This window comes from Micromonospora sp. NPDC005197, from assembly GCF_040608295.1.
Classification (GTDB): Bacteria; Actinomycetota; Actinomycetes; order Mycobacteriales; family Micromonosporaceae; genus Micromonospora.
On sequence record NZ_JBEXHY010000017.1, the window covers coordinates 76,367 to 82,567 of the forward strand.

Below are 6,201 nucleotides of genomic sequence, written 5' to 3' on the forward strand. Positions count from 1 at the left end.
CGCGTCGGCCGACCGACCGGCTAGCGTCGGTAGCGGCCGGAGCGGCGGCGACGGTGCGGACAGTCGGGAGGCGTCATGGCCGGGGCACTTCGGCTTGGTGGGCGGACGTTCGCCCCGGGTGAGCTGGTGGTGATGGCCATCGTCAACCGCACACCGGACTCGTTCTTCGACCGGGGCGCCACCTTCGCCGCCGACAGCGCGCTGCGCGCCGTCGAGCGGGCGGTAGACGAGGGCGCGGCGATCATCGACATCGGCGGGGTCAAGGCGGGGCCGGGCACCGAGGTGGACGTGGCCGAGGAGATCCGGCGCACGGTGGACACCATCGCCGCCGTACGGGCCGCGTTCCCGGAGGTGGTGATCTCCATCGACACCTGGCGTGCCGAGGTGGCGACGGAGGCCGTGGCGGCGGGTGCGGACCTGCTCAACGACACCTGGTCGGGCGCCGACCCGGCGCTCGCCCGGGTCGCGGCGAGCACCGGCGCCGGCCTGGTCTGCTCGCACGCCGGCGGGCTGGTCCCCCGGACCCGGCCGCACCGGGCAGCCTTCGACGACGTGGTCGCCGACGTGGTCGAGACGGTGACCGGGCTCGCCGAGCGCGCGGTGGCGGCCGGGGTACGCCCCGACGGCATCCTCATCGACCCGGCGCACGACTTCGGCAAGAACACCCGGCACTCCCTGGAGATCACCCGCCGGCTGGACGAGCTGACCGCGACCGGCTGGCCGGTGCTGGTGGCGCTCTCCAACAAGGACTTCGTCGGCGAGACGCTGGACCTGCCGGTGGCCGAGCGGCTGGAGGGCACGCTCGCCGCGACGGCGGTCTCCGCCTGGTTGGGCGCTCGGGTGTTCCGGGCCCACCAGGTCGGGCCCACGCGTCGGGTGCTGGACATGGTCGCCTCGATCCGCGGCGACCGTCCGCCCGCGGCGACCCGGCGGGGTCTGGCCTGAGTCGCCCGGTCGGTGCGGCAACCGACGTGAACGGTCGGCGGAGCGGCACGATCGCCGGAGGTCGGGGCGCTCAGGTCCAGCGCAGGATGTTCCTACGCCAGGCGTAGAGGATGCCGAGGGCGAGCACCGCCACGAACACCGCCATCTCCACCACCGTGACCAGGCCGAAGCCCGGTCGGTCGAAGACCACCGCCCACGGGAAGAGGAACACCGCCTCGACCGCGAACAGTACGTACAGATAGGCGTACACGTAGTAGCGGATCTGCATCTGCGCCCAGTCGGCGCCGACCGGGTCGAGCCCGCACTCGTAGCTGGTCCGCTTGCCGAACGGCTCAGCCGGACGGGCGGGACGTAACACCCGGTTGGCCGAGAACGCCGTCACAAAGAACAGGACACTGGCGAGCAGCAGGAGCCCGAGCGTCGCGTACGAGCCCAGGTAACCGGTCACACCGGGAGCCTACCGCCCACCCGGACAGGCCGTCCCAAACACGTTACGGATTTGTTTCCAGGTGGGACTAGTGCACTGTGGCAACTGTTACCAACATTGGACTTCCACCCATGGCACCGGAGGACAGATGGCCCGCGTGAAGGTATCGCCCGAACGCCGGGCTGTGGGGCGGCCTCCCACGCCCCTGCTGGCGGCCTCGCTCGCGCTCGGGCTGCTCGCGGCGCTCGCGGCCGCTCCGGCCCTCGCCAGCGCGGCGGTGCCGCGCATCCACCCGATCGCCGCCGTGACGGAGTCGGCGCCCGAACCCGATCCGGACCCGGAGACCACTCCGGCCCAGGAGCCCACCCCGACCCAGGATCCGGGCGGCGATCCCGTGCCGACCAACCCGGCCCCGGAGACCACCGCGCCACCGCCGGCGACGACGCCGCCGGCGCCTCCGCAGACCACCGCGCCGAACGTGCCGCCGCCGCCGACCACCACCGCTCCCGCGCCGGGGGGCAGCACCCGGCCGCCGACGCCCGGGCCGCCGGCTCCCCCGGTGCCCCCGGTTCGCCCGCCCGCGCCGGGTGGCACCCCGCCGGCGGCGCCGAGCCCGCTCGGCGTGCAGGTGACCACCGAGGACGTCACCCTGCCCGAGGCGTACTGGAACGCCGCCAGCACCACCACCACGCTGCGGGTCACCGTGGCGAACACCGGCACCGCCGCGCAGCGGGTCCGGCTCTCGTACACCCTGCCGGCCGGGCTGACCGACGCCGGGACGAAGGGGTGCGTCGCCGCGGGCGGTGGCGCGTACCACTGCGGGGCCTGGACGGCCGAGGCGGGCGTCCGGTTCAGCAGCCTGATCCGGCTACGGGTCGCCGGCAACGCCTGGGAGCGGATGCCGCTCAGCGGCTCCGTGCAGGTCGTCGCGGACGCGCCGGGGGTGTCCGGCGAGGTGGCCGACGACCAGGGCTTCGCGGTGCTGTTCCCGCCCGGCCCGCCGGTGCCCGGGATCTCGCTGGCCGCCGACGAGGTCGCGTTCGACATCAGCGGCGCGGCGAGCACCCTCGCGGTGCGGCTGGTCAACACCGGCACGGTGGACGCCGCCGGCCTGGTGGAGGTGATCCTGCCGGCCGGGGTGAGCGTGCCGACCCCACCGACGGGTTGCCTGCCGGTCGAGGCGTCCCGCACCCGGTGCGACGGGGGTCTGCTGTCGGCCGGCGAGACCCGCGAGCTGCGGCTGCCGGTGGAGGCGACCCCGCAGGCCCAGCGGGAGGCGCCGCTGTCCGGAGCGGTGATCGGTCAACTCGACCCGCGCAACGGCGCGACCCGGCGGGTGCAGATGAGCTTCCGCATCACCGCTGCGGCCGCGCTGGCCACGCCGGTCGTCTCGCCGCCCGCGCCGACCGGCTCCCAGGGCGTACTCCCGGCGGGCGCCACCACCGACGACGACGGCGGCATGACCTCGGTGCAGCGCACCGCGGTCATCCTGATCGCGGTCTCCGCGCTGCTGGTGGTGCTGGCCCTCACGCTGGCGACCACCTCGCTGCGCCGCCGCCTCGGCGAGCCGACGGCCGAGCCCACGGCTCCGCCCACCGACTGACCGATCGACGACCCTGGCCGTCCCCGACCGGGGTCGCGGCCGGCCGGGGACGGTGATCTGAATTACGGCGGGCGGGGCGAAACCCCGCAATCACGGGCGAATATCACGTTGATCGGGTCTCAGTCGGCGGACCTCCGGGGAGGGTCGGGGGTCCGTTCGACGTAGGCTCTCGGTGAGGAACGACAGCGGACCGGACCAGCCTGGGGCGGTGCGGTGCAGCGTTGCGTCAAGGAGGTCCCGTGGCCGGGCAAGGCGAGGTCACCATGATGTTCAGCCGGCCGCGCGACCGCGCGCAGCGAACGAAGGTGGCACAGTGACCAAGCAGATCCGTCAACTCGACCGGGTGGTCATCCGGTTCGCCGGTGACTCCGGCGACGGCATGCAGTTGACCGGCGACCGGTTCACCTCGGAGACGGCGCAGCTCGGCAACGACATCTCCACGCTGCCGAACTTCCCCGCCGAGATCCGGGCTCCCGCCGGCACCCTGCCCGGTGTGTCGAGCTTCCAGGTGCACTTCGCCGACTACGACATCCTCACGCCGGGCGACGCGCCCAACGTGCTGGTGGCGATGAACCCGGCCGCGCTCAAGGCCAACCTGGCCGACCTGCCGCGCGGCGCGGACATCATCGTCAACACCGACGAGTTCACCCGGCGCAACCTGGCCAAGGTCGGCTACCAGACCAGCCCGCTGGACGACGACTCGTTGGCCGGCTACGTGGTGCACCCGGTGGCGCTGACGTCGATGACGGTCGGGGCGCTCGCCGCGCACGAGGTGTCCAAGAAGGACGCCGAGCGTTCGAAGAACATGTTCGCCCTCGGTCTGCTCTCCTGGATGTACTCCCGGCCGTACGAGTCGACCCTGCGCTTCCTGGAGCGCAAGTTCGCGGCCCGCCCCGAGCTGGTGGCCGCGAACGTGGCCGCCTTCAAGGCCGGCTGGAACTTCGGCGAGACCACCGAGGATTTCGCGGTCCGCTACGAGGTCAAGCCGGCGAAGATGCAGCCGGGCACGTACCGCAACATCACCGGCAACGCCGCGCTCTCGCTGGGCCTGGTCGCCGCCGGGGTCCGCTCCGGGCTGCCGGTCTTCCTCGGGGCGTACCCGATCACTCCGGCGTCGGACATCCTGCACGAGCTGAGCAAGCACAAGCGCTTCGGCGTGCTGACCATGCAGGCGGAGGACGAGATCGCGGCGGTCGGCGCGGCGCTGGGCGCGTCGTACGGTGGGTCGCTGGGCGTCACCACCACCAGCGGTCCGGGTGTGGCGCTCAAGAGCGAGACGATCTCCCTGGCGGTGGCGCTGGAGCTGCCGTTGGTGATCGTGGACGTGCAGCGGGCCGGGCCGTCGACGGGCATGCCGACCAAGACCGAACAGGCCGACCTCAACATGGCGTTGTTCGGTCGGCACGGCGAGGCGCCGGTCGCGGTGATCGCGCCGAAGTCGCCGTCGGACTGTTTCTTCGCGGCGTTGGAGGCGGCGCGGATCGCGTTGACCTACCGCACGCCGGTGATCCTGTTGTCGGACAACTACGTGGCCAACGGCTCCGAGCCGTGGCTGCTGCCCGACGTCGAGTCGCTGCCCGACCTGCGGGTCGAGTTCGCCACCAAGCCCAACGGCGAGGACGGCATCACCTTCCTGCCGTACCTGCGCGATCCGGAGACCCTGGCCCGGCCGTGGGCGATTCCCGGCACTGCGGGGCTGGAGCACCGCATCGGTGGGCTGGAGAAGGCCGACAAGACCGGTGACATCTCGTACGACCCGGCGAACCACGACTTCATGGTGCGCACCCGGGCGGCCCGCATCGAGACGATCCCGGTGCCGGACATCGAGGTGGAGGACCCGGACGGTGACGCCCGGGTGCTGGTGCTGGGCTGGGGCTCGACGTACGGCCCGATCGGCGCCGCCTGCCGCGGGGTGCGCCAGCGCGGGCTGTCCATCGCCCAGGCGCACCTGCGGCACCTCGCCCCGATGCCGGCCAACCTCGGCGAGGTGCTGCGCTCCTACGACAAGGTCGTCATCCCGGAGATGAACCTGGGTCAGCTGGCCCACGTCATCCGGGCCCGCTACCTGGTCGACGCGATCAGCTACAACCAGGTCCGCGGTCTGCCGTTCACGGCCGCCGAGCTGGAGACGACGCTGGAAGAGGTCCTGAAGAATGTCTGAGCCTGTCGCCCTGAAGCTCACCGCGAAGGACTTCAAGTCCGACCAGGAGGTGCGCTGGTGCCCCGGGTGTGGTGACTACGCGATCCTGGCGGCCATCCAGCAGTTCATGCCGGAGTTGAACATCCCTCGCGAGCGGACCGTGTTCGTCTCGGGGATCGGCTGCTCGTCGCGTTTCCCGTACTACATGAACACCTACGGGATGCACTCGATCCATGGTCGGGCCCCGGCGATCGCGACCGGCCTGTCGGTGTCGCGGCCGGACCTGTCGGTGTGGGTGGTCACCGGTGACGGTGACGCGCTGTCCATCGGCGGCAACCACCTGATCCACGCGCTGCGACGCAACGTCAACCTCAAGATCCTGCTGTTCAACAACCGGATCTACGGCCTGACCAAGGGCCAGTACTCGCCCACCTCCGAGGTCGGCAAGGTCACCAAGTCGACGCCGGCCGGCTCGGCCGACGCGCCGTTCAACCCGCTCTCGCTCGCCCTCGGCGCGGAGGCCAGCTTCGTCGGTCGCACCATCGACTCCGACCGCAAGCACCTGCAGTCGGTGCTGCGCGCCGCCGCCGAGCACGAGGGTTCGGCGTTCGTGGAGATCTACCAGAACTGCAACATCTTCAACGACGGGGCGTTCGACCAGCTCAAGGACCCATCCACCCGCGACGACTACCTGATCCGCCTGGAGCACGGGCAGCCGATCACCTTCGGCGCGGACGGGCAGTTCTGCGTGGTGCATCCACCGGGCGCGTTCGGCCTGGAGGTCCGGGAGACCGGCTCGGTCCGCCCGGAGGAGATCGTCGTGCACGACGCCACGGTGACCGACCCGGCGTACGCCTTCGCGCTGTCCCGGCTGCCCGGCCTGGACCTGCGCAACACCCCGATCGGGGTGTTCCGGTCCGTGGACCGGCCGTCCTACGACAGCGTGGTCCAGGGCCAGCTCGCGGCAGCCAAGGCGACGGTCACCGAGACCCCCGAGAAGCAGCTCGCCGGCCTGTTGGGCAGCGGCGACACCTGGACGATCCTCTGACCCGTCCTAGCTGAACGAGAGCGGCCGTCCCCGATACG

At 72.0% G+C, this 6,201-nt stretch carries 5 protein-coding genes; 4 read left to right on the forward strand and 1 reads right to left on the reverse strand.

Going from position 1 to position 6,201, the window contains the following annotated elements:
• The first annotated feature begins 75 nt into the window (after positions 1-75).
• Positions 76-945, forward strand: a complete 870-nt coding sequence (folP, locus tag ABZU46_RS09410) for a dihydropteroate synthase (protein ID WP_354855965.1) — start codon at positions 76-78, stop codon at positions 943-945.
• 70 nt (positions 946-1,015) lie between these two features.
• Here folP and ndhC read toward each other — a convergent pair whose 3' ends face one another.
• Positions 1,016-1,393, reverse strand: coding sequence for an NADH-quinone oxidoreductase subunit A (gene ndhC, locus ABZU46_RS09415; RefSeq protein ID WP_354855966.1), 378 nt, complete (start codon positions 1,391-1,393; stop codon positions 1,016-1,018).
• 127 nt (positions 1,394-1,520) lie between these two features.
• On the opposite strand from ndhC, the gene ABZU46_RS09420 reads away from it, so the two are divergent.
• From ABZU46_RS09420 to ABZU46_RS09430, 3 genes are all read left to right on the forward strand, one after another.
• A complete protein-coding gene (locus tag ABZU46_RS09420; RefSeq protein ID WP_354855967.1) occupies positions 1,521-2,975 on the forward strand; it encodes a hypothetical protein in 1,455 nt (484 codons plus the stop codon).
• Between the two features lie 313 nt (positions 2,976-3,288).
• Positions 3,289-5,136 carry a 2-oxoacid:acceptor oxidoreductase subunit alpha gene (locus ABZU46_RS09425; protein WP_354855968.1) on the forward strand — a complete coding sequence of 616 codons (1,848 nt, stop codon included), beginning with the start codon at positions 3,289-3,291 and terminating at the stop codon, positions 5,134-5,136.
• The gene (locus ABZU46_RS09430) at positions 5,129-6,163 is read left to right on the forward strand and encodes a 2-oxoacid:ferredoxin oxidoreductase subunit beta (protein WP_354855969.1); all 1,035 of its coding nucleotides are present in this window, start codon (positions 5,129-5,131) and stop codon (positions 6,161-6,163) included. The genes ABZU46_RS09425 and ABZU46_RS09430 overlap by 8 nt, the downstream gene beginning before the upstream one ends.
• The last annotated feature ends 38 nt before the right edge of the window (positions 6,164-6,201 follow it).